The following is an 18284-nucleotide window of genomic DNA, read 5'->3' as shown; positions in this document are numbered from 1 at the left end:
TTACTCCGAGCTCCGGAATATTTGAACCTGTAGTAATCGTTGGTAACGATATTCCGGATCCTGGAAATACACAAAACTTGCATATTCCTGATTCCGGCGGGTAATGGTATCACTCAAAATGAGATCATCAATGCCGTGTTCGCCTTCTTTTGTGGCATATTTATATGTGTAGGTTCCTTGTTTTATCAGGGAAGTGGTTTCCCAATACCCGGAATCCTCATTGTAGCGTAGTTTATTATTTTCTGAAAGCAGCCACTGATTAAAATCTCCCACCAGGTAAACGCCCTTATCTTCAGAGAATCTTCCGCCATCATGAAAACGAAACCTGACGGTGGCATAGCGGGAATCAGTTGAGCTTTTTGGATTGCCAAAGTTGGACGTCCAGCTGCTAACCGGATCGGAAGTGAAGTTGAGAATGTCTTCCCGAAGTATCACCAACGGTGGGGTCTGCCCAAATTGCACATCTATGATTTGGCTGCCGTCCACCGACAGGGAGTTGAGGTTCAACCCGATGAAATCATAATTAGCCGGGAAAGCTCTTTCTCTTGACAGATGAAACTGTGAGCGATCCTGTTCGGAGAAATCGTAATTTTCGGATCGTTTCTGATCACCCCAAAATCGGTTCTGAACAAAATAGAAACTTAAATCAAACTGGGGAAATTCAATGAAATCCGGGTAAACAAACTCACTGAATGGCTGGTCGACGGCATTATATCGCTGTCCGGCATTATAGATGGTTTCTACCCATGAACGTATCTCACCCGCATCTTCAGTTACGAAAAAGGGAAGGGAAAAGAGCTTCACACCGGAATCAAAATCCGAAACATGAAGCATGTAGTTACCGCTGATTTTAAACTTCAGCCGGTTGTTTGGGAATTCGGTTTCATAATGAAAAAAGTCAGGGTCGCTTAACTCATTCTTTTCTCCACCGCCTACGATAATCTCATTAATTCCCTCCAGGTACCAATCCTGTGGAATATTGCTGTTATCCCAATCCTGATCGTGATGGGTGAATGTGATACGAAACTGGCCGGATAAGTCGGATAACTCATCAAAGGCGAGGACCATTTTTTGGGCTGAACCAAGTTCGATAATGGGTGGATTGTTGTCGCTTCCTTTACGGTACAATTGCACACTTTGGATGGATTGCGGTACCGGCAGCTGATTGGGAACAAGATAGCGACTTACATATTGTTCGCTAGAGTCCCGGTTACTTACCGAGTTAGAGATGGAAGCCGAACAGCCGCTGAGCAAAATTCCGGCCATTAAGATGAGTGAGTACTTATAAAGTGTAGATGCCTTCAAAAACAAAATGAGCAGGTCCCGTTAAAATTAATTGGTGATAAGTGGTTGTATCAGGATTAAAATCGAATGAGGCTTTTAGCGTTCCTCCTTTAACTTTCACGGTGTAGGTGGCATGCTTTTCTTGTTGCTGTTTGTGGAAATGAGTGGCTATGGCAGAGGCTAAGGCTCCGGTTCCGCAAGCAAGGGTAAGACCTTCTACGCCCCGCTCATAAGTTTGCAGATGGATGGATTCTCCGTCTTCAGCACAAACAAAGTTAACATTACTGCCGGGTGGATTTACCTCAGGATGATAGCGCAATTCACTCCCTATACTTACCAGTTCTTTTTCATCTTCAAGTTTTTCTTGTGGGATGAATGTGACCAAGTGTTCCGTAGCGGCATCAGCTTTAATCAGGTCGTAGCCGTTCAGCGTTCTTCGTTCAGGTTGTACGTGAACCGGAAAATGAATGCTGACGCTGTTATCAGCATGAACTTCAGCCTCATACACGTTATCGTGTACGTTAAAGGTTTGTGTGGCATTAAACCCGTTTTTAAAGGCAAACATAACCAAGCATCGGGCTCCATTTCCACACATGCCGGCATCACTGCCGTCAGCATTCCGGTAAATCATAGTGAAATCGACCTCCGCTTTTTGAGCCGGTTGGAGCACTAAAATTCCATCCCCGCCAATCCCAAACTTCCGGTCACATAGTTTTGGAGTAATCTTGATGATCTGATCCAAAGCAAATCCATACTTTCGGTTGTCGATAACCACAAAGTCGTTACCGGCTCCCTGCATTTTATGAAACGTGATTTCTTTCATAAGCTATTCTACAAATGCGGGTACGTGTTTCCAGTTTTCTTCATCGGGGATAATGGGATCAAGTCCGCGCATCAGGGTTGAAAATCGTAATGCCAAAACAATAAATATAAGCTTAGGGTTTACATTTTGGCGAAGAGCGGGTCGAAATTCATCCAGATGGGTTATCATTTCCTCCAGCCGGGCGTCATCCAGGGCTTTTACAAATTTTTGTATGGATTCCAGCTGATCAATGTTAGTGATGAATTTCTTTTCGCCGGTTTCACGATACACCATCAAATCCCGGATGTACATTTCGATCAGGTTAGTCATGGCGATTAAGCCTTCAATATTCTGAGAACTTTGCCAATCTTGCACCAGCGTTGATAGGCCGTTTGCATCCTGGCTGAACGCCATGCGGAGATATTCAACCACGGATTCCCGGTTCTCCTTCAGTTTGGAGACATCAAAAAAACGGGTCATGGCATAGTTTCCATTCGACACTCTTGCCAGGTAAGCTGCGGCTTCCGGTTCCAAACCATCCACATCAATTAGCCCCTGTTCAACCTCTTGGGCTTTAAGTGCTCCCAGGGGAATATGCTGGCAGCGCGATGTAATGGTGGGAAGGAGGCTTTCGTAGCTTTCGGTGGTGAGGATAAACATTAGCCGGTCAGAGGGTTCTTCCAATAACTTCAAGAAGGCATTGGCAGTCTCTTTCCTCATGGTCTCAACATGGGTGAGAATAATGACCACGCGATTCCCTTCGTTGGGCTTGAGCTTGGCGATAGGGCGGATGTCATCCCGGAAATAGTCAATGGGATAGAAAGCCTGCAGGTTTTTGGAAGACTCATCATCCAAAGAAGGGCGCTGGGAAAAATCGATAATCTCGTAGGGATCTTTGGAAAGCAGTTCCAGCCGGTCGCGTAGTTCTTCTGTTTTAGCTGATGTGGGCTTAGGGATGAAGACATGAATATCCGGATGAGTAAACCAGGATGACTTTTTTGAGGCCTTATATTCTCCCAAATCACTGAGGTGATCGATGCCATTAATGGCCTCGGCAAAAGCCAGGGCAAAAGCGGTTTTTCCCACGCCTGAGGGGCCGGAAAGAAGGTAAGCATGGCTAATCCGGTCTGAAGCCAGCATGCGCTCAACCTGTTCCTTAGCCCGGCTCTGTCCAATTATTCTTCTGTTTCCAAACTTGATGTTCATGAATTTCTTTTATTTATGACGAGTGATGGACGACGAAGGACCAACGACGAATGACCACTGACTGACGACCAACGCTTATTCAATTTCGTAGCTCTTGCCTGGTTCATTGGATTGAAGTCCTTTCTTTAGATATTTTTTCATTGCTAACAATTTAGCAGATAACTTTTCCGAATCTTGGTAAAGTTTTTCGAAAAGTTCTGTAGAAATATAAGCTCTCTTTTTCATTAGAATAAGACAAGCTACAACCTCCATCAACGATCTATGAGCATATCCAATAAACCGAGACTGTTCCGGATCAGTTTGACCAGTCGAGCCTTCAGCAATATTTAAAGATACAGATGTAACGGCTCTTTGAATTTGTGAAGTTAGGTTAAACTTTTCAGTATCAGGCAACGCTTCAATTAACAGATAGATCTCATCAGCTAAATCTACAGCCAATTGCCAAACCTCTAATTTCTCAAACTTAAAAGCCATAACAGTAAATCGGTCTATCGTTAGTCATTTGTCTATCTTCAATGGTCATTGGTCATTGGTCCCTCGTCGTTCGTCTACCGTCATTCCTCCCAAATGTAATCAAAAAGCAAAATTCCGGCGGTGATGGTTACCCCCGCAAAGCCGATCAGAGCCGTGACGTTGTTCATAGAGCCGTCTCCGCCACTTATGAAGGCTGTTTTACTGATATCAGCCAGTAAGAGTACTAACGGCATAAACAGGGGGATGCTCAACACAGAGAATATAGCCCCTTTGCGGTCGGCCTGAGACACAACGGCCGCTGTCATCGTTGCCACGCCTGATAGGCCTGCGGTTCCCACCAACAGCATAACAAGAAATGCCGGCCAGGATTGAATCTCCAAACCCATCAGAAAAATATAACCTGCGAAAGTGGCGACATTTATAAGCAGCGTAAACAAAAAATTGTATAGCAGTTTCCCGGTATAAACGGTGGTTCCTTCGGCGTAAATACGGAGCAGGTCAAAGGTTTTTTTATCGGTTTCAGAAATGAAACTTCGGCTAAGGGCAGACAGAGCAGCAAAGAGAATGATAATCCAAACCAGGCCGGATTTTGGTCCCGGTTCCAGCTGGTCGGCGCGGAGGGTGAATAATACTAAAAGCATGGCTGCCGCAACAAAAGCCAACACCATGTTGAAGGCAAATCGGGTGCGCAGTTCAATCTGCAGGTCTTTCTTTAAAATTGTGAGTGTGCTCCGGATCCAATCCATGGCCAAGTTTAAGGATTTTGGCGGGTTATTGATAGGGGGAATAGAGCAAGGTATGGATGTAGTCAACCTGAATCTGGGAAAGGTGCTGAACTGAAAGTAAAGGACAAAAGTCAGAGTGATCCTTTTTTGTAAAAATCGGTTACAGCTTACCCCTTATTATTCGGCTTAGCTAAAAACAATGCAATTAATCTTTGATTGATTCACTCTTCACTGCCTATATTCGAGCGCTATCGAATCTTTATTTTTGCCAGGAAATTACATGAATTTATTTTCGCTGTTAGATCAAACCACGGTTCTCCCCAGCTTTGCTGTTGGCTCCAAAAAAGAACTCATAAATGCCCTTGTAGATGCTTTAGAGGAAAAAGTGGAGTCCAAAGAACAGTTGGAAGAAATAAGACAAGCTGTGTTTGAACGCGAAAAAATCATGAGTACCGGTGTGGGGAAAGGACTCGCTATTCCGCACGCAAAAACTTCGTCGGTGGATGATAACCTTGCCGCTTTTGCTCTTCTGGAAGAACCGCTCGACTTTGATTCTATCGACAATGAACCGGTTCGGTTGGTTTTTCTGCTTGTTGGGCCGGAATCAAATAACAGCCAGCATATTAAACTGCTAAGCCGGATTTCAAGGCTGATGAACAGCGGATCATTCAGGGAAACAATACTCAATTGCAGCTCTACTGATGAAATTCTGAATGCATTTCAGGGTGAAGAAGAAAAATACTTTGTAAGCTAAATGAAGCTTTCTTTCCGCATTGTACTTCCATTGCTCCTCGCATTTTTTGCGGAAACCCTCTGTGCTCAGAATCTTTCGGCTATTATTGATCAGGCTCCGAATCAGGAAGCGTTTTGGTCGGTAACGGTACGGGACGATCAGGGCCGGATACTGGAAAGCTTCAATCCCGGCAAAGTGATTGTTCCCGCTTCCAACCAAAAGCTATTAACTACAGCCGCATTCCTCGATTTTTTTGGCGCTGATTACCGCTTTCAGACTTTGGTTTATGGAGATGGAGAATTGTCGGGCAATACATGGAAGGGTAATCTCATCATAAAGGGAAGTGGAGATCCCTCAATAAGCGGCGACTTGTATAATGATGACCGTTATCATGTGTTCCGAAAGTTTGCCAATCAGCTGAAAGCAAAGGGAATTGAAGAGATTGATGGAATGCTGATGGCCGATGTTAGCTTATTTGACGGGCAGCATTACCCCAAAGGATGGGACTGGTACGATTTTTCATTCTACTACGGAGTTCAGGTCAGCCCGCTTTCCTTCAACAACAATGCCGTGGATCTGGAAGTGTTTGCAGAAGGTAAAATTGGGGAAACTCCGCGCATTACCTGGTTTCCGGATAGCACAGATTATGTACATTTTGAAAACCGGCAAGTAATCACTCACCAGGCCACCGAATACGACGAATACTATCGCCGGGAGATGGGGGGCAATCGTATTGTGCTGGGTAGCACTCTTCCTAAGGATTATTATGAAGATGAATCGCTTTCGATTGATAATCCGCCCATGTTCTTTTTGGATTCCTTTAAAGAATACCTCAATGACAACGGAATTCAGTTTGACGGTGCGATTGTGGTTTATGATAAAGCCTTCGATTACGATACAACAAACATCCTGGCTGAACATGAATCGAAGCCGCTGGCTGAGCTCATAAACTGGGTGAACAAAGAGAGCGATAATTTCTATACCGAGATGATACTCAAAACGCTTTCTGCCAAGGCCGGAGAACAGCCGGGATCGTTTGAACACGGAATTCAGCAGGTTCGGGAATTTGCAGCAGAAATGGGCTTGGATACCACTCACATTCAGATGAACGACGGCTCCGGTTTGGCAGGAGGGAACTTCAACAAGACGACGATTTTATCGGATCTGTTGGTTAAGATGCAGGGGCACCCTGAAGCCACGCCCTATTTCAACAGCATGTCGGTAGCCGGTATTGATGGAACCTTAGCCCATCGGATGAAAGGAACTCCATTGTATAACAATTTCAAAGGGAAGTCGGGTTTTGTGACCGGGGTTAGAACACTGAGTGGTTATTTTGAGGCAGAGTCCGGGAAGAAGATCATCGTGAGTATTGCGACAAATAATTTTATCTCGGAAAAAGTACGCCCAATCGATGCTGTCCATGAAAAAATATTGATGTACCTTTACAGCAAGTATTGATGTATTGCCATAAAAAACACGAAAACACTAAACTGTAAGTAGTAATCTTAGTTTGCGTAGGCTTAAAGTTTTCGTGATTTCGCGGCCTCATAACAATAGTTAACCATACCGGGAATGTCTGAACAGAAAGCACATATCTTAATTACGGATGACGAAAAAGCCATTCGTAATACGCTGGAAGAAATTCTGCAGTATGAGAACTATGATGTTTCTACCGTGGAAAGCGGACAGCTGGCCCTGGATTTTGTTGGAGAGAATGACATTGACCTGATGTTCCTTGATATCAAAATGCAGGGAATGGATGGCCTTGAGACCCTCAAAAAGCTTCGCGAAGCCGGACACGAGTTTCCTGTTATTATGATTTCCGGTCACGGTACCATAGAAATTGCCGTTGAAGCCACAAAAATGGGCGCCTATGATTTTCTGGAAAAACCTCCGGATTTAAATCGTCTGCTGATTTCGGTCAGGAATGCGCTTTCCCAGCAACATCTTGCCAAAGAGTACAAGCAGATCAAGAAAAAGTTGCCGAAGGTTCAGGAGATCATCGGGGAGAGCAAAGCTATTTCGAAAATCAAAACGCTGATCGAAAAGGTTGCCCCAACGCAATCCCGCGTTTTAATAACCGGTGAAAATGGAACCGGAAAGGAGCTGGTGGCAAAATGGATTCATGAAAAAAGCCCAAGAAGCACCGGACCTTTCGTGGAAGTAAACTGCGCAGCCATTCCATCCGATTTGTTAGAAAGTGAATTGTTTGGTCATGAAAAAGGTGCATTTACCGGTGCTTCCGATCAGCGTATCGGTAAGTTTGAACAGGCTGACGGTGGTACCTTATTTTTGGATGAAATTGGGGATATGAGTTTGGAAGCTCAGGCCAAAGTGCTACGGGCTCTGCAGGAAAATAAAGTGACCCGCGTGGGAGGTAATGAATCAGTTTCGGTGGATGTACGCATACTTGCCGCTACGAATAAAGATCTGGAAGAAGAGATCAAAGAAGGAAATTTTCGGGAAGATTTATTTCACCGGATAAGCGTGATTCCAATCAAAGTTCCTCCACTCAGAGAGCGTAAAGAGGATATCCCGCTAATTGCCAAAGCCTGCCTGAATAACCTGAAGGAAAAGGATATCAGCTTTTCATCTATTTCATTTTCGGATGGTGCCCTGAAGGCGCTAAAGGAAAAAGAGTGGAGCGGGAATGTTCGGGAGCTTCAGAATGCAGTTGAGCGGTTGGGAATTCTGGCATCCGGCGATGAAATCACTAAAGAGACGGTTAATGACGTGCTCAAAACAAGGGATTTAAAAGCCGGGGATTTGGGTAAGCTGGCTGATGAAACAGAAGATTTTCAGGATTTCAAGGAAACAGCAGAACGCATATTTTTAGTGAAGCAGCTGGAAAAGAACGATTGGAATATTTCTCAGACGGCAGAACAGATTGGCATACAGCGCAGCCACATGTATAATAAAATGAAAAAGTATAACATAGAACGATAGCATGAGTGCAGAAATTATTGATGGCAAGAAAGTAGCAGAATTAGTCCGTAACCGCGTTCGGGAGGATGTGGAAGACTGGACAGCGAAGGGAAATCGGGCGCCGTTCCTGCAGGTGATTTTAGTAGGGGATGACCCGGCCTCTAAAGTGTACACGGGCGCGAAAACCCGGGCGTGTGAAGATGTGGGCATCGAAACCCATACCGAAATATTGCAGGATACCATTTCAGCTAAAGAGCTTAAGTCGATTATCCAAAAGTACAATGAAGATGATGCTGTAGATGGAATTTTGGTGCAGCTTCCGTTGCCGGCGCATCTTTCTTCTCATGACGTGATTGAAAGCATCGACCATCGTAAGGATGTGGATGGTTTTCATCCCATGAATGTGGGAAGGCTTACGGTTGACCAGCCTTGTTTTCGCAGCTGTACCCCGGCGGGAATTATGGAGCTTTTCAAACATTACAGCATTCCCGTGAAGGCCAAACATGCTGTTGTAGTTGGGGCCAGCAACATTGTGGGGTCGCCTATGGCGATTATGCTATCCAGAGAAAATTCTTCGGGAAAGGCTACCACAACCATTTGCCATAAGTACACCAAAGATCTGACTCAGCACACTATTTCTGCCGACATTTTGATTGCCGCAGCAGGCCAGCCCCACCTGATTAAAGCAGAAATGATCAAGGAAGGCGCCGTAATTATTGATGTGGGAATTAACCGTATAGCCGATGAAACAGCTGAAAAAGGGTACAAGCTGGTTGGAGATGTGGACTTTGAGTCGGTTAAGAAAAAAGCCAGCTGGATTACTCCGGTCCCCGGAGGCGTTGGTCCGATGACTGTTGCCATGTTGATGAAGAATACCTTATTAGCAGCTAAGAAGAGCATTTATCCGGAGCAGAGTTAATAATTGCCAATTGTTTGAATCCCAAATTCTTCTGCAGTTTTAATAAATACTTTGTCAAAACTAAATATGGATAGGTTTTCTGAGTAGGCAATTCCTAAATGGAGGGCATCCAAACTTCTCAGTGAGTTTTCCGTCGATTTGATGATGTTTGAGGCAGCTTCGTAATGAGGTTTGTTTACATTTAAAATAGAAAATACGCCTTCCTTTAAGTGCAGCTCGAAGATTCGAAATACTTTTTTGATTTCTGATTCTGTTGTATGACCTAATCTAACCTTTTTGCGTGCTGTCGAATAGAACTCAATCTTAGAAAGCTCGCTTATTTGGAAAAAACTATGCTCTTCAAATAGTCTTTGAGACTCACTACTGTAAATTTCTTTGAAATAGAATGGAATTATGGCACTGGTATCTATATATACGTTGTGCTCAGCCAACTCTTTCCTCATTTCGCATTTCAATTAATGTGTTTAGAACAGAGCCTTCTACTTTTAAACTGTTCCGAAATTCTTCCATGTTTGAGAATTTTTCTTTTTTAGGCTCTTCATAATTCACCAGCTTGGCAACAGGCTTGTTATGCCGGGTAATAATGACCTCTTCGCCTCGCTCGGCCTCGGTGAGGTATTTGGCTAATTGCTCTCTTACTTCGTTTACGGGTACTTTTTTCATAATTGTTCCTTAATTATGTACATAAATAAATGTACATAATATAGGTTTTACTTCCTAACGCTCTATAGTTAGCATTTTCAATACAGTTTGTAGAGAGAATTTAATTTTATTTGGGGTGACAATATGATGTCACTCACTGTCATTATCATTGAGTAAATCAAAAAACAAAACCGATGATTATGACAAGCAACGCACTTTCAATCACCCCACAAAAAGATCAGTTAACAGCTTTATTTGCCGTTCCAATTCTTAAGAGAATCGAGCGGGAGAGCCAGGATGAGTACGCTGAAATGCAGCAGGCTTTTGAACTAATGGGTTGGGGAAATTTACCCGATCAACTCAAAATTGAAATCAATGATGATGTGAAGTTCATGGTTGAGGAACTCAAGGGCCGGTTTTCATCCTGTGATCCATTTGTTAAACGCCGACGTGATTCTATTCACTACTGGGTGAGCTGTTTTCAGGATGGAATTTGCACACTGAATGCAGCCATCAAAGCCCTTAAAGTAAAACCGCTTTAATGATTTCGGTTACGGGATTGATCAGTTTTGTTTGGTTGCTGAGACTGATAAACTTCCCCGTCTTCAATTTCGATAGAATTTGAAGGAGTACCTAAAGACTTGATCTTTTTGGTAAGGGCGAGGGTAAGCTTTGCAAGCTGTTCTTTTTGCTTTCGGTAATAGCTTTTCAAAAAGAACCGGCTCATGGCAAACCCGCCTAACCCAACAAAGGGTGCGATCATCAAGGCCAGTTGTTTACCACTGATTTCTTTTATGGCAATCAAGGTTACGATGAAAGCAAAGAAAAAGCTCAGGAAGCCAACAATTCCTTTGAATGGTCCCCATGAAGAAACCATCTGGATTTTGGTGACGCCGTCTTTTGGAGTGAAGGAAAAGTGTTTATAGCCAAAGTCAGTCTTTCGTTGTTCCCATTCGTAGGTATTACCTGATTTGCTGATTTTTCCTATTCCTCCGGTAGCTTTACGAATCTCAAGAATCAGGTCTTCCCATTGCTCATCGGTAAACTCTGTATGTATCGTTGCCGAATTTTGAATTCGGGAAGTGCCTTCTACGAGGCTGTAGGTTTGTTCATCAAGATCAGGTTCGTCTATAGATTGTAAAGCTTCCTTTAGCGCTTCACGGCTTATACCTACTTCCTCAGCTACATGAATTAATTCCTCTTCAGTTAACCCTTCCTGATCCCCATATAAATCTTTGTTGGTTTGAATTTCTGAGGCTTTACTCAGAATGCGGCTGAATTCTTTTTTGGTGTATGTCTTGCTATTGCTCATAAATAATAAGTTTGGACGCTCTACGTAATCCCAACAAAAATTGTTATTCAATGCGGAACTTCCACAGAGATATCCTTATCTTTGAAAAACTGCAAGCCAAACTTTCTTTTTCATGTACAAAATGAATAACTCCTCTCCCTTTGAACGCATTACGCGCCAGGGACTTACGTACGATGACGTACTTCTGGTCCCAAATTTTTCACAGGTTTTGCCACGCGATGTAGATACCACCGTTCAGCTAACGCCTTCTCTAAAACTGAATGTACCTATCATTAGTGCGGCAATGGATACGGTTTCCGAATACCGCTTGGCTATTGCGCTGGCCCGGGAAGGGGGAATCGCCATGCTTCACAAAAACATGAGTATTGAAGATCAGGCTGAGCATGTTCGGTTGGTAAAAAGAAGTGAGAGCGGGATGATTGTTGATCCGGTTACCCTGAAAGAAGGCGCTACAGTTCGTGAAGCCCGGGCACTCATGAAAAAGCAGAAGATTGGTGGAATTCCCATCGTGGATGAGACCGGAATTTTAGTAGGGATTGTGACAAACAGAGATCTTCGTTTTGAATCGGAGCTGAATAAAAAGCTCGGTGATATAATGACCCACGAAGATTTGATCACCGCCAAAGAAGGAACCAACCTGAAACAGGCTGAACAGATTCTGCAGCATTATAAGGTTGAGAAACTCCCAATTGTAGATGCCAATAATAAGTTGGTTGGCCTGATCACCTTCAAGGATATCGAAAAGAAAATGAACTTCCCGAATGCCTGTAAGGATGAAATGGGAAGATTGAGAGTAGGCGCAGCCGTTGGTGTTACCGCCGATACTATGGACCGTGTTGATGCACTGGTAGCTGCAAGTGTGGACGCCATCACGGTTGATACCGCACACGGACATTCCAAAGGCGTGCTCGAAACCATCAAGAAAATCAAAAGCTCGTACCCTGACCTGAACGTAATTGGCGGAAACATTGCCACTAAGGCAGCCGCAGAAGCATTAGTGGAAGCTGGTGCCGATGTAGTGAAAGTAGGAGTTGGACCGGGTTCAATTTGTACCACCCGGGTGGTAACCGGAGTTGGAGTTCCCCAGTTAAGTGCAGTAATGGAAGTGGCCGAATTTACACGTGAGAATGGTATCGGCCTGATTGCAGACGGAGGCATCAAGCAAACCGGGGATATCCCCAAAGCCATTGCCGGCGGTGCCGATGCCGTTATGATGGGCTCTATGTTTGCCGGTGTGGATGAAAGTCCGGGAGAGACCATTATCTATGAATCCCGTAAGTACAAATCTTACCGTGGAATGGGAAGCATCAGTGCGATGAACAAAGGCTCTAAAGATCGCTACTTCCAGGATGTGGAGGACGATATCAATAAACTGGTTCCTGAAGGAATTGAAGGCCGTGTGCCATTTAAGGGATATCTAAGTGAAGTTGTTCACCAGATGTCGGGCGGACTAAGAGCTGCCATGGGCTACGCCGGTGCTGCCAATATCGATGAGATGAAGAAAGCTGAGTTTGTTCAGATTTCAGCAGCTTCTTACCGTGAAAGTCACCCCCATTCGGTGCAGATCACTAAGGAAGCGCCGAACTACTCGGTATCCTGATCGGCCTTGCCCGGGATGAAAAACGTACTCTTCATTGTCTATTATTTTCCTCCGATGGGAGGGAGTGGGGTTCAGCGTCCCCTCAAGTTTGCTAAATACCTGAGAGATTTTGGCTGGAACCCGATCATATTATGTCCGGAACCGGGAGCCTATCACACCTTTGATGAATCCCTTCAGCAGGAAGTCAAAGACCTCAACCTTGAAGTGCACAGAGTAGAGGCTAATACTCCATTTCACCGGACCGGTCAAAGTGCCCAGGAAGTAAAAGTGCCAGGGACGATCGCCAAAATTTTACGCTGGTTTTCTACCTTCTTCTTCATTCCAGATAACAAGAGAAGCTGGATTGAACCCGGCCTGGAAAAAGCCCTGGGACTGGTTAAAGAGAAAGATATTGAGGCAGTTTTAGCAAGCGGCCCGCCGCACAGTAATTTAATGCTGGCTCAAAAGCTGAAGGAACAGACCGGTATCCCAGTTGTTATGGATCTGAGGGATGATTGGGTGGAAAGTCACCTGATTAAATATCCTACAGCCTGGCACAAAAAGAAGATGGAACAGCTGGAAATAGACACCCTCACCAAAGCAAATGCGCTTCTTACTATTAATAGGGAAATAGCCCGGAGCATCTCTTCAAGAGTGCTTAAGGAAGTGGAAGTAATCGGGCATGGCTATGATCCGGAAGATTTTGAGTCGGCCGGTGAGATGGCATCAGGTTCACCCCAAAAACTGAAGTTTCTGTACAGCGGTACCTTTTATCCCGAAAGCACGCCGGAATCATTTTTAAAGGCGGTACATAGATTATTGAAACATAATCCGGAGCTCAAAGAAAGCATAGAGCTTCAGTTTCAGGGAGGGTTGAATAGCAAACACTGGAAGGTGATTCATGAGTTGGATTTAACCTCGATAGTGTTGGATTTTGGGTATGTAGATCATGATTTGGCCGTGAAAAACCTGATGAATGCGGACGTACTGTGGCTGAATATTGGCCAAAGAAAGAATCCTGCAATCATTTCACTTGGAAAAACGAGTGAATACTTTGCAACAAAGAAACCAATTTTGGGTCTTGTTCCCGAGGGAAGTGCAAAAACGATGCTGGAGAAATATGGAAAAGCATTTATTGCAGATCCCTACGATATCACGGAGATCACCGGGCAGCTGTCAGCGATTGTAGAATGTTACCAAAAAGATAACTGGCCTCAACATTCTGATGAGGTGGTTGAGTCATATAACCGTAAAAAGCTGACAGGTAAATTAGCGCACATGTTAGATGAAATTTCTGTTCAATAAATAGATTGTATTGTAGTAACTTGGAAAGCGATGATTGATCTGCTTAAAAAATTATTTGAACAGCGACAGAAGAAAATCACAGTGATTTTGCTGGATGACTCCAAGCCAGATGAGGATAATTCCTATATGGTGTATCCCAATGGTTTGTTTGGTATGATTTTGGGGATATCCACTGTATTTGCGATTTTTGTAGCGCTAGTTTTTATGTTGACCCCGTTGGGTGGGTTGCTTTACAGTACCGATGATGCTGAAATTCGTGCGCAGATTTTGGAAGTTACAGAGAAAGCCATTGCCCTTGAAGATTCCCTTCGCCAGCGGGATATGCAGCTGCGGGAAATGAAGAACATAATCCGGTTGAGTATTGATACTACACTGGTCATGGACGAACGCTTTGATAACTTGTTTGATCCTAATGACCCTTTTCAGAATTCTGATTTTATAAACTTTGATGAATCCGGGCAATTTAACCGGCTCAGCCAAAATGAAGTCTTATTTTCCAATGTATCTAAAACAGCACCTGATTTCCCGGCGAAGTATCCGGTACAGGGCTCATTAACCCGTGGGTATATGCCCGACGATGAACATTATGGCTTAGACATAGCCACAAAAAACAACGAGCCTGTCATAAATATTGCTGACGGTTCCGTTTTCAATAGCAGTTGGACAATTAACAATGGATATGTAATATCCGTGCAACATAGTGAAGGTGTGGTTACAACCTATAAACACCTTGCTAAATTAAATAAGAAGGAAGGCGACCTGGTACTGAAAGGAGATATTTTAGGCGAAATTGGAAACGCCGGAGTCTTAAGTACCGGACCGCATCTTCATTTTGAGATCTGGAAAAATGGAGTACCTCAAAATCCGGAAGTCTATTTAATCAAATAAAATCAAGTTATGTTAAACAATAGAAAATCTACACCTAATAACGGTTCTGAGAATTCAAATAGCTCACCATCAGTTAATATTTTAAGTGAGGGTACAAAATTAAAAGGGGACCTGAGCTCACAAACAGATATCAGAATTGCTGGTACTGTTGAAGGCGAAGCTGTTTCAAAAGGGAAATTGATTGTAACCGGCAATGGTAAAATTATAGGAAACATTACCTCAGCTGATGCCGATATTGCCGGAAAAGTAGAAGGAGAGGTGAAAGTTTCAGGCAAACTTACGCTAAGAGAAAGTGCCGTTATTGACGGAAATATCTACACCAAAACCCTCATCGTAGAAGAAGGTGCTCAGATAAACGGTTCTTGCCGGATGGGTACTGACGCAAAATCACTTTCTCAATCCAGTGATTCCGACTACGTGAACGATACCAAAGTAAAGAGTACCTCCTGATTCATTGTCAAAGAATATTCTTCCACAAAAATACATGGAATATCTGGGCTTGGGAGCTGAGATCGCAGCTTCCCTTGTCATCCCTCTCTTAGCCGGGTATTTACTGGATAAATATTTCGAAACATCCCCAATATTTATATTACTGGGGGTTTTGGCAGGGATGATAATCTTTGGATTAATGATTGCTCGAATCAACAGAAAGCTCAATAATCGGGATAATGATTAATCTTAATAATTCAGTTCTAAAAGGAACAGTATACTTTTCAGGACTGCTGATGCTCGCAAGTTTGAGCTTTTTTATTGTTGGTGAACAAGAGGGGGTAGCGGTTTTATCAGGTATAACACTCAGCGCCATTTTTGTGAGTAGCAGTGCATGGGTCTTTGATAATTTTAAAAATGCAGATAATAAGCTGTTTACGCAGATTTTTTTCTTTTCAATTGCGATCAGGTTTTTATTGGTATTAGCTTTGTTTGGAATTTTGCTTGGAGTAACAAAAATTGATGAATTATACTTTACAGTTAGTTTCATAATTTCCTATCTTTGCCAATCTGTAACGGAAATGATTTTTTTAAACAAAATTCTACAAAAAGAGTAGCAGTTAAAATGGTTCAAACCCTGCGTCGAGTTTTTTTAACTCTTTTATTTTTATCGATTAGCACCTCAAATACATTCGCAAGTGATACTCAGGATAACTCTGATGATGAACCTGTTATCGATATTGTTGGAACTGTTGCAGATCATGACTATTTCAAAGCATTTGGTGCTAAGCTTTACCTGCCACGCATTTTCTTTTGGGAAAGCCAGGATGGAGTGAAAAGCTTAAGCTTCTATTCAAGTACAAAATCTGCTGCTTCTTCAAGTGACTTTGAGGCGATTGGCGGTGTTATTAAGCCGGTAAGTGGAAGCATGATAATTGATCTTTCCATTACCTCTCACCTAATCTATTTTTGGTTCAGCCTTGGCGCCGTAATTTGGTTAACTATATATATGGCTAATCGTTATAAAAAGGGGATTGGTAGTAACGTTGAACCAAAAGGAGCGTTACAGAATATTTTTGAGATTCTATTTGTCTTTGTAAGGGACGATATTGCAAGAGAAAATATTGATAAAACTAAGGCGGATCGTTACGTACCATATTTATTTACGGTATTCATGGGAATATCATTTATGAACCTGTTTGGCTTGTTGCCTTGGGCAGCAACTGCTACAGCCGACCTTACCGTGACAGGTACATTAGCTGTTATCACATTCTTTATTACCCAGTTTAGCGGTACAAAAGATTATTGGGCGCATATATTTTGGTTCCCAGGAGTGCCAACCTGGGTTCGCGCAATTCTGACGCCTGTTGAAATACTTGGGATTTTTACCAAGCCTTTTGCGCTTGCTATTCGACTTTTCGCAAACATGTTATCCGGTAAGATCATGATTATAGCAGTATTGGGATTGATCTTTATTTTTGCAGAAGCATTTGGGGCCGCGGCCGGTTATGGAGTAAGTGTGGTTTCTGTTGCATTAACAGCCGCACTATACGCACTAAAGGCATTCGTAGCTCTATTACAAGCTTACATATTTGCTCTGCTCTCAGCTGTTTTTATTGGAATGGCAGCAGAAGATCATGCGCATGCGGAAGAAGGATATCATACAGAACATATTGCTGAAAAAGCATAATTATATAAACACAACAATAACTAAATAAACAAACTTATAGAACTATGGGACTATTAGCAGCTGGTATTGGTGCTGGAATCGTGGCAATTGGTGCCGGAATCGGTATCGGAATGATCGGTAAAGCAGCTACGGAAAGCATTGCACGCCAACCTGAAGCTTCAGGTGATATTCGTGGTGCAATGATCTTAACTGCAGCTTTCATTGAGGGTGTTGCCCTTCTTGGTGCAGTTATTTGTATTCTTCTTGCTCTTGGAATCCAAGTATAAAAACAGGTAGAAGATGACTCTACTTTTAGCAGGCGGCAGTTTTCTGTCATTTAATACAGGTTTTGCATTATGGATTTTGATATCCATGATTGTATTTGTCTGGGTGATGACAAAATATGCTGTACCGCCAATTATGACGGCGCTCCAAGAACGAGAGCGAAATATTAAGGAGTCTTTAGAATCCGCTGAGAATGCATTAGCGAAAGCTGAGAAAATCTCTAAAGATAATGAGAAAGCTCTTCGGGAAGCAGAAGTAAAAGCACAACAGATTCGAAAAGAAGCAGTAGAGGAAGCTGAATTGATACGTGCAGAACGTATTAAGAAAGCTAAGGAAGATGCTGATCAACTTATTGAGCAAGCTCGCACCTCTATTGAACAAGAAAAGAAACAAGCTTTGGTTGAATTGAGGAAAGAAGTGGCAAAACTTGCCGTAGAATCAGCTTCTATTATCATTGATGCCGAACTTGACAGTGAAAAAAATAACAAGCTGGTAGATAATTTTTTATCTAACCTTCCAAAAAACTAATAATAATTCATGCTGGTATCTAAAGCGGCACGCCGTTACGCTACTGCACTTTTAGGGCTCGCTAAAGAACAGGATGCAGTAGAGCGCACCTTCGAGGATGTTCAATTCATAAAGAACACCGTTGAAGGATCCCGTGATCTGCAGTTATTTCTGAAGAGCCCGGTTATCAAGCCAGATAAAAAAGCAAATGCACTGGAAGCTCTTTTCGAAGGAAAAGTTAGTGAACTGGTGTTTAGGTTTGTCAACCTGATTGCGCGTAAAAATCGTCAAAACATTATTGGCGAAATAACGCATGCTTTTACTGATATCTACAATGAATATGCAGGCATCATAGAAGCAGAAGTGTTTGTTGCCAACGAACTGGATGACAAGCAAAAAGATCAGGTCATAAAAAGACTGGAAGATGTAACCGGTAAAAAGGTGAATATCACAGTTAAAGTGCAGGAAGACCTGAAAGGCGGTATGGCCATAAAAATAGCTGATACAGTTATTGACGGTACCATCAAGCATAAATTGGAACAGCTTGAAGATGTATTCCTGAATACAGCAACGGAATAAATTAAAACAGTTTTATTAATC

23 protein-coding genes are annotated in these 18284 nt (G+C 43.0%); 15 read left to right on the top strand and 8 right to left on the bottom strand.

All coding sequences use genetic code 11. From position 1 onward, the window contains the following. The 5 genes from JJ941_RS06445 to JJ941_RS06425 all read right to left on the bottom strand — a co-directional run bounded on the left by JJ941_RS06445 (position 1) and on the right by JJ941_RS06425 (position 4512). Complete coding sequence (locus JJ941_RS06445; RefSeq protein ID WP_290962970.1) at positions 1–1305, bottom strand: type IX secretion system plug protein domain-containing protein; 1305 nt, start codon at positions 1303–1305, stop codon at positions 1–3. After that, complete coding sequence (dapF, locus tag JJ941_RS06440; RefSeq protein ID WP_290962968.1) at positions 1283–2107, bottom strand: diaminopimelate epimerase; 825 nt, start codon at positions 2105–2107, stop codon at positions 1283–1285. The genes JJ941_RS06445 and dapF overlap by 23 nt, the downstream gene beginning before the upstream one ends. 3 nt (positions 2108–2110) lie before the next feature. Further along, positions 2111–3292, bottom strand: a complete 1182-nt coding sequence (locus tag JJ941_RS06435) for a DNA polymerase III subunit delta' C-terminal domain-containing protein (RefSeq protein WP_290962966.1) — start codon at positions 3290–3292, stop codon at positions 2111–2113. A 75-nt stretch (positions 3293–3367) separates the two neighbouring features. Then, positions 3368–3766, bottom strand: a complete 399-nt coding sequence (locus JJ941_RS06430) for a four helix bundle protein (protein ID WP_290962964.1) — start codon at positions 3764–3766, stop codon at positions 3368–3370. 80 nt (positions 3767–3846) lie between these two features. Further along, on the bottom strand, positions 3847–4512 hold the full coding sequence (locus JJ941_RS06425) for a heme exporter protein CcmB (RefSeq protein WP_290962962.1): 666 nt from the start codon (positions 4510–4512) through the stop codon (positions 3847–3849). Positions 4513–4771: 259 nt separating this feature from the next. Between JJ941_RS06425 and JJ941_RS06420 the strand changes: the two genes are divergently transcribed. From JJ941_RS06420 to folD, 4 genes are all read left to right on the top strand, one after another. Next, the gene (locus tag JJ941_RS06420; RefSeq protein WP_290962960.1) at positions 4772–5245 is read left to right on the top strand and encodes a PTS sugar transporter subunit IIA; all 474 of its coding nucleotides are present in this window, start codon (positions 4772–4774) and stop codon (positions 5243–5245) included. Continuing rightward, a complete protein-coding gene (gene dacB, locus JJ941_RS06415; protein ID WP_290962958.1) occupies positions 5246–6682 on the top strand; it encodes a D-alanyl-D-alanine carboxypeptidase/D-alanyl-D-alanine-endopeptidase in 1437 nt (478 codons plus the stop codon). 114 nt (positions 6683–6796) lie between these two features. Further along, positions 6797–8170 carry a sigma-54 dependent transcriptional regulator gene (locus JJ941_RS06410; RefSeq protein ID WP_290962956.1) on the top strand — a complete coding sequence of 458 codons (1374 nt, stop codon included), beginning with the start codon at positions 6797–6799 and terminating at the stop codon, positions 8168–8170. A 1-nt stretch (position 8171) separates the two neighbouring features. Then, the gene (folD, locus tag JJ941_RS06405; RefSeq protein ID WP_290962954.1) at positions 8172–9068 is read left to right on the top strand and encodes a bifunctional methylenetetrahydrofolate dehydrogenase/methenyltetrahydrofolate cyclohydrolase FolD; all 897 of its coding nucleotides are present in this window, start codon (positions 8172–8174) and stop codon (positions 9066–9068) included. On the opposite strand, the gene JJ941_RS06400 is transcribed toward folD, so the two are convergent. Then, complete coding sequence (locus tag JJ941_RS06400; RefSeq protein ID WP_290962952.1) at positions 9065–9511, bottom strand: type II toxin-antitoxin system VapC family toxin; 447 nt, start codon at positions 9509–9511, stop codon at positions 9065–9067. The genes folD and JJ941_RS06400 overlap by 4 nt on opposite strands. Further along, on the bottom strand, positions 9492–9731 hold the full coding sequence (locus JJ941_RS06395) for a type II toxin-antitoxin system Phd/YefM family antitoxin (RefSeq protein WP_290962950.1): 240 nt from the start codon (positions 9729–9731) through the stop codon (positions 9492–9494). The genes JJ941_RS06400 and JJ941_RS06395 overlap by 20 nt, the downstream gene beginning before the upstream one ends. Positions 9732–9910: 179 nt before the next feature. Here JJ941_RS06395 and JJ941_RS06390 point away from each other — a divergent pair, with 179 nt between their 5' ends. Further along, positions 9911–10252 (top strand): hypothetical protein, encoded by a 342-nt coding sequence (locus tag JJ941_RS06390; RefSeq protein ID WP_290962948.1) that lies wholly within the window; start codon positions 9911–9913, stop codon positions 10250–10252. On the opposite strand, the gene JJ941_RS06385 is transcribed toward JJ941_RS06390, so the two are convergent. Continuing rightward, positions 10249–11022 (bottom strand): hypothetical protein, encoded by a 774-nt coding sequence (locus JJ941_RS06385; protein ID WP_290962946.1) that lies wholly within the window; start codon positions 11020–11022, stop codon positions 10249–10251. The genes JJ941_RS06390 and JJ941_RS06385 overlap by 4 nt on opposite strands. Before the next feature lie 112 nt (positions 11023–11134). Between JJ941_RS06385 and guaB the strand changes: the two genes are divergently transcribed. Genes guaB through atpH form a run of 10 tightly spaced genes read left to right on the top strand, consistent with a single transcriptional unit; the run spans position 11135 to position 18263 of the window. Next, entirely contained in the window at positions 11135–12622 is a 1488-nt protein-coding gene (gene guaB, locus JJ941_RS06380) for an IMP dehydrogenase (protein WP_290962944.1), read from the top strand. Between the two features lie 15 nt (positions 12623–12637). Beyond that, on the top strand, positions 12638–13906 hold the full coding sequence (locus JJ941_RS06375; RefSeq protein WP_290962942.1) for a glycosyltransferase: 1269 nt from the start codon (positions 12638–12640) through the stop codon (positions 13904–13906). Between the two features lie 30 nt (positions 13907–13936). Then, on the top strand, positions 13937–14794 hold the full coding sequence (locus tag JJ941_RS06370) for a M23 family metallopeptidase (RefSeq protein WP_290962940.1): 858 nt from the start codon (positions 13937–13939) through the stop codon (positions 14792–14794). Between the two features lie 9 nt (positions 14795–14803). Continuing rightward, on the top strand, positions 14804–15244 hold the full coding sequence (locus tag JJ941_RS06365; RefSeq protein ID WP_290962938.1) for a polymer-forming cytoskeletal protein: 441 nt from the start codon (positions 14804–14806) through the stop codon (positions 15242–15244). Between the two features lie 34 nt (positions 15245–15278). After that, entirely contained in the window at positions 15279–15470 is a 192-nt protein-coding gene (locus JJ941_RS15295) for an AtpZ/AtpI family protein (RefSeq protein WP_366069239.1), read from the top strand. Further along, positions 15463–15840: a hypothetical protein gene (locus JJ941_RS15290; protein WP_366069234.1), complete on the top strand. Its 378-nt coding sequence runs from the start codon at positions 15463–15465 to the stop codon at positions 15838–15840. The genes JJ941_RS15295 and JJ941_RS15290 overlap by 8 nt, the downstream gene beginning before the upstream one ends. 8 nt (positions 15841–15848) lie before the next feature. After that, on the top strand, positions 15849–16913 hold the full coding sequence (atpB, locus tag JJ941_RS06355; RefSeq protein ID WP_290962934.1) for a F0F1 ATP synthase subunit A: 1065 nt from the start codon (positions 15849–15851) through the stop codon (positions 16911–16913). Positions 16914–16957: 44 nt separating this feature from the next. Continuing rightward, entirely contained in the window at positions 16958–17179 is a 222-nt protein-coding gene (gene atpE, locus JJ941_RS06350; protein ID WP_290962932.1) for an ATP synthase F0 subunit C, read from the top strand. 13 nt (positions 17180–17192) lie between these two features. Then, positions 17193–17705 carry a F0F1 ATP synthase subunit B gene (gene atpF / locus JJ941_RS06345; RefSeq protein ID WP_290962930.1) on the top strand — a complete coding sequence of 171 codons (513 nt, stop codon included), beginning with the start codon at positions 17193–17195 and terminating at the stop codon, positions 17703–17705. 9 nt (positions 17706–17714) lie between these two features. After that, a complete protein-coding gene (atpH, locus tag JJ941_RS06340; protein ID WP_290962928.1) occupies positions 17715–18263 on the top strand; it encodes an ATP synthase F1 subunit delta in 549 nt (182 codons plus the stop codon). The last annotated feature ends 21 nt before the right edge of the window (positions 18264–18284 follow it).

It is taken from the genome of Gracilimonas sp., assembly GCF_017641085.1.
GTDB lineage: Bacteria > Bacteroidota > Rhodothermia > Balneolales > Balneolaceae > Gracilimonas.
Note: the sequence above shows the minus strand (reverse complement) of the source record. Positions and strands in the feature narration are given on the sequence as shown.

Bases quoted from the DNA above. Each gene is read 5' to 3' on its own strand.
- dapF (WP_290962968.1), bottom strand. From the start codon at position 2,107: ATGAAAGAAATCACGTTTCATAAAATGCAGGGAGCCGGTAACGACTTT.
- JJ941_RS06435 (WP_290962966.1), bottom strand. From the start codon at position 3,292: ATGAACATCAAGTTTGGAAACAGAAGAATAATTGGACAGAGCCGGGCT.
- JJ941_RS06430 (WP_290962964.1), bottom strand. From the start codon at position 3,766: ATGGCTTTTAAGTTTGAGAAATTAGAGGTTTGGCAATTGGCTGTAGAT.
- JJ941_RS06425 (WP_290962962.1), bottom strand. From the start codon at position 4,512: ATGGATTGGATCCGGAGCACACTCACAATTTTAAAGAAAGACCTGCAG.
- JJ941_RS06420 (WP_290962960.1), top strand. From the start codon at position 4,772: ATGAATTTATTTTCGCTGTTAGATCAAACCACGGTTCTCCCCAGCTTT.
- dacB (WP_290962958.1), top strand. From the start codon at position 5,246: ATGAAGCTTTCTTTCCGCATTGTACTTCCATTGCTCCTCGCATTTTTT.
- JJ941_RS06410 (WP_290962956.1), top strand. From the start codon at position 6,797: ATGTCTGAACAGAAAGCACATATCTTAATTACGGATGACGAAAAAGCC.
- folD (WP_290962954.1), top strand. From the start codon at position 8,172: ATGAGTGCAGAAATTATTGATGGCAAGAAAGTAGCAGAATTAGTCCGT.
- JJ941_RS06400 (WP_290962952.1), bottom strand. From the start codon at position 9,511: ATGAGGAAAGAGTTGGCTGAGCACAACGTATATATAGATACCAGTGCC.
- JJ941_RS06395 (WP_290962950.1), bottom strand. From the start codon at position 9,731: ATGAAAAAAGTACCCGTAAACGAAGTAAGAGAGCAATTAGCCAAATAC.
- JJ941_RS06390 (WP_290962948.1), top strand. From the start codon at position 9,911: ATGACAAGCAACGCACTTTCAATCACCCCACAAAAAGATCAGTTAACA.
- JJ941_RS06385 (WP_290962946.1), bottom strand. From the start codon at position 11,022: ATGAGCAATAGCAAGACATACACCAAAAAAGAATTCAGCCGCATTCTG.
- guaB (WP_290962944.1), top strand. From the start codon at position 11,135: ATGTACAAAATGAATAACTCCTCTCCCTTTGAACGCATTACGCGCCAG.
- JJ941_RS06375 (WP_290962942.1), top strand. From the start codon at position 12,638: ATGAAAAACGTACTCTTCATTGTCTATTATTTTCCTCCGATGGGAGGG.
- JJ941_RS06370 (WP_290962940.1), top strand. From the start codon at position 13,937: ATGATTGATCTGCTTAAAAAATTATTTGAACAGCGACAGAAGAAAATC.
- JJ941_RS06365 (WP_290962938.1), top strand. From the start codon at position 14,804: ATGTTAAACAATAGAAAATCTACACCTAATAACGGTTCTGAGAATTCA.
- JJ941_RS15295 (WP_366069239.1), top strand. From the start codon at position 15,279: ATGGAATATCTGGGCTTGGGAGCTGAGATCGCAGCTTCCCTTGTCATC.
- JJ941_RS15290 (WP_366069234.1), top strand. From the start codon at position 15,463: ATGATTAATCTTAATAATTCAGTTCTAAAAGGAACAGTATACTTTTCA.
- atpB (WP_290962934.1), top strand. From the start codon at position 15,849: ATGGTTCAAACCCTGCGTCGAGTTTTTTTAACTCTTTTATTTTTATCG.
- atpE (WP_290962932.1), top strand. From the start codon at position 16,958: ATGGGACTATTAGCAGCTGGTATTGGTGCTGGAATCGTGGCAATTGGT.
- atpF (WP_290962930.1), top strand. From the start codon at position 17,193: ATGACTCTACTTTTAGCAGGCGGCAGTTTTCTGTCATTTAATACAGGT.
- atpH (WP_290962928.1), top strand. From the start codon at position 17,715: ATGCTGGTATCTAAAGCGGCACGCCGTTACGCTACTGCACTTTTAGGG.